This window comes from Neobacillus niacini NBRC 15566 (assembly GCF_001591505.1).
In the GTDB taxonomy this organism is placed as follows: domain Bacteria; phylum Bacillota; class Bacilli; order Bacillales; family Cytobacillaceae; genus Neobacillus; species Neobacillus niacini.
Genome location: NZ_BCVA01000096.1, coordinates 1 through 3,239, shown reverse-complemented (window position 1 = coordinate 3,239; position 3,239 = coordinate 1). Strand labels below are relative to the sequence as shown.

Annotated in this window: 4 protein-coding genes; 2 read left to right on the top strand and 2 right to left on the bottom strand. The window is 37.9% G+C overall.

Going from position 1 to position 3,239, the window contains the following annotated elements:
* Nucleotides 1-90 precede the first annotated feature (90 nt).
* Nucleotides 91-738: a YcnI family copper-binding membrane protein gene (locus tag BANA01_RS28735; RefSeq protein ID WP_034677008.1), complete on the bottom strand. Its 648-nt coding sequence runs from the start codon at nucleotides 736-738 to the stop codon at nucleotides 91-93.
* Nucleotides 739-783: 45 nt separating this feature from the next.
* Entirely contained in the window at nucleotides 784-1,362 is a 579-nt protein-coding gene (locus BANA01_RS28730) for a copper resistance CopC family protein (protein WP_034677006.1), read from the bottom strand.
* Between the two features lie 287 nt (nucleotides 1,363-1,649).
* On the opposite strand from BANA01_RS28730, the gene BANA01_RS28725 reads away from it, so the two are divergent.
* A complete protein-coding gene (locus tag BANA01_RS28725) occupies nucleotides 1,650-2,447 on the top strand; it encodes a sensor histidine kinase (RefSeq protein ID WP_034677004.1) in 798 nt (265 codons plus the stop codon).
* A complete protein-coding gene (locus BANA01_RS28720) occupies nucleotides 2,444-3,094 on the top strand; it encodes a response regulator (RefSeq protein ID WP_034677002.1) in 651 nt (216 codons plus the stop codon). The genes BANA01_RS28725 and BANA01_RS28720 overlap by 4 nt, the downstream gene beginning before the upstream one ends.
* Nucleotides 3,095-3,239 lie beyond the last annotated feature (145 nt).

The window sequence follows — 3,239 nt, the reverse complement described above, 5'->3', positions numbered from 1 at the left end:
AAAATACTGCATTACCCTTCCCCTATTACAATATATAGAGAATAAGAAAAGGACAGGAGTCATTTAACTCTTGTCCTTTCAATTATAAAATCATCCCCGTCTTTTTAGAGAAATACCTACAGATACCAAAGCTGCAATTAAAGCGGCAATCGAAACATAAAGTGGAGCATTGGAAGAACTTGTTGTTTCTTTTACTGTTTCTTCATTAGTTTGTTCTGTTTTTGTTTCTACTTTCGTTTCAGTAGTTCCATGGTGGTGATCGTCTGAACCATCAGCTGGTTTTACTGTAGTAACTGAGGCTGGCTTTTCTGAATCTGGTGCCCCAATCCACTCAACTACACTTCCGTCCTGATAGGTTTGGTATGCTTTAAAAGCAATTTCAGTTGCATCGTCTGCTACTTTTCCTTGCAAATAAAAAAGTCCGAACTCTGTTGACGATAACCCTTCATTTTCCGCCGTCCAAATTACACTTGTTATTTTACCAGAAGCGTCCTTTTCAATCTCATATTTCCATCCTGGTTTTGGTTCAAATCGGCTAATATTAACCTCTTTAGGAAATTCTACTTTAACCTGTGTAGTCGGCACTGTTTCATTCTCGGATGGTACCCTTAAGGTAAACATTTCATAGCTACCTTGTGTTGTTTCCTTGGGCAGTACAGTAACGTGAGCACTTGCGATTCCTGCAAAAAGTGAAAATGCTGCGAACATAACAGCAAATGAGGCTATAAGCTTTTTCATAAATTAAATGTCCCTTCGACAAATGTTATAATGCATTAATGATTATCATTTCCTCTTTCTTGTGAACAATAGGAGTACGATTCCAAAGATAACGACCAAAATAATGGCAACTATTACCAGTAGGTTGGATAAAGAATTATTATCTGTTTTTTCAACTGTATCACTTGCAGTATTTTGTTCTACACTATTTTGTTTTGCTTGCTCGGTTTGGCTGTTATTACCTTGTGTGTTTTGGTTTTCTTTAGGAGTGACAGAATTAGCGTCTGATTGTTCTTGGTCCGTTTGAACAGTAAAATTTATCTCGCCACTTATGGGATGACCATCTTCACCTATAATTTTCCACTGGATTGTGTAAGAGCCATTATCCAAAGGTTTAGAAATGCTTCCAATCAATTGTTTATTTTCAACCTTAATCTCACCTAATGCTACTTCATTTCCTTCTTTAACCAATTTCATCGTACTTAACTCTTCTATTGTAGTAGCGAAAACGAGAGTGATTTGTTCGAGATTCTCAGTAATTACTTGTCCCTCCGTTGGATTAGATGACGATAGACTTGTGTGTGCACTAACGACTGAAGGTAAAAGCATAAATACACAAAGCATTGATATAATTAACTTTTTCAAAATTGAGCTCCTTTCCCTTTTATTCTATTGTTAATACTATATCCATTTTAATAGTCAGCTTGTAGAAATATCTCGAATGTTGTAGACAGCCCCCTTATCAAAATTATGTAGTTCCTCTAACCGTTTAATTAAGAGGAAATGTTCATACTAAATTATTTCGGCTGTAATATCAGTGTAAAACCTCCACTGGTCATAGTAAATAGCTCAACAGGGCTATCAGTAGTATATATGTTTTTGGGTTATTATCATTTATAGTAGATTAAATAGTGTTGAGGGAGAGAATCAAATTGTCATACCGTTTAATACAGATGCTTACCGTCATTTTACCAACAATTTTAATCGGAGGGTTTGAATTTTTCCGCCACGATTATCTTCTTGGACATTTGTCGATGGAGACTGGAAATGTCTTTATTACTATTCTTACATTTGTTCTTTCCCTACTGTTTTCATTCTGGGTATTCCACATTATAAGAATCAAGAATGACCAATTGGCGGAGGAACAGGCAAAAAGAGCTGTTTATGAAGAAAGGGAAAGACTAGCACATGAGCTTCATGATGGGATTGCCCAATCCCTTTTCTTCCTTAATGTAAAGCTGAAGCAAGGAGATCTGGTGGCTGCCTCCCGTGCAGTTTCCACCATTGATCACCATGTTCGACAGGCGATATTTAACCTGCGTTCTACACCAGAAGAAGATGGATCAATGAACTCCAGAGTTGCCAAGTGGATGTCTGAATGGAGCTCATTCACCGGCATTGATGTTGAGATAGATTTAGAAATACCTAATGGTATCTTTACAGTAAAGGAAGAAGTCCAGATTTTTGCTATTATTCAAGAAGCGTTTGCTAACATCCGAAAACATTCCATGTCAACACAAGCACATATTGATTTTAAGGATACTCAGGATTATTGGCAATTGAGGATTTGGGATAATGGCTGCGGAATGGATCTTGCATTGGTATCGGATAGGAAGTATGGAATATCCATGATGAAGGAACGTGCAAGACAAGTTGGCGCAGATTTTCAAATAAATAATAGTGAACTGGGAGGAACCGAAATTATTGTAACAAAGGAGAGAAAAAAATGAATCAGTATAAGGTTGTGATTGCGGATGACCATCTTTTTGCTAGAGAAGGAATTCGAAGTGTTTTAGAAGCTGATGAAACCTTTCTTATCGTTGGGGAGGCTGCAGATGGACTTGAAGCAGTTGAACTTTGCAAAGAACTGCAGCCCCATTTACTGCTTCTTGATATAAATATGCCCAATGTAAATGGACTTGAGGCTCTTCGGAAAATAAAACTGCTCTTTCCTTCTATTCATGTTGTGATGCTGACTGTTTCAGATGATGTAAAGGATTTGTTCACAGCCATCCAATATGGTGCACAAGGTTATTTGATTAAAAATATGGAGCCGGATGACTGGCTTGAATACCTGCATGCTTTGCTGGGAGATCAGCCAGAAGTATCACGTAAAATTGCCAACAGGCTATTCCATCGTTTTCGCAGCAGTACTACCTCGGATGATGAGCCCAGTCCGGTTTCTTTGACACCAAGGGAACGCGAAATTCTGTCCAGGGTAGCGTCAGGTGAAACCAATAAGCAAATTGCCCAGAGACTTGTCATTGCCGAAAATACGGTAAAGAATCATATCAAAAACCTATTGGAGAAACTTCAGTTGGATAATCGCGTCCAGCTTGCTGCCTATGCTGTACGGCATGGCATCGAAACAAAATAAACACTCAAATCATAATATAATATCCGTTAGCACACAAAAAGAAATGACAGCATTTTGCTGTCTTTTTTAACAGCCCACAGCTCTTACTCATTCCCCCGTTTGTTTAAATACATTGCTTCACATTTTCTTCTTTGTGTTTCTTCGG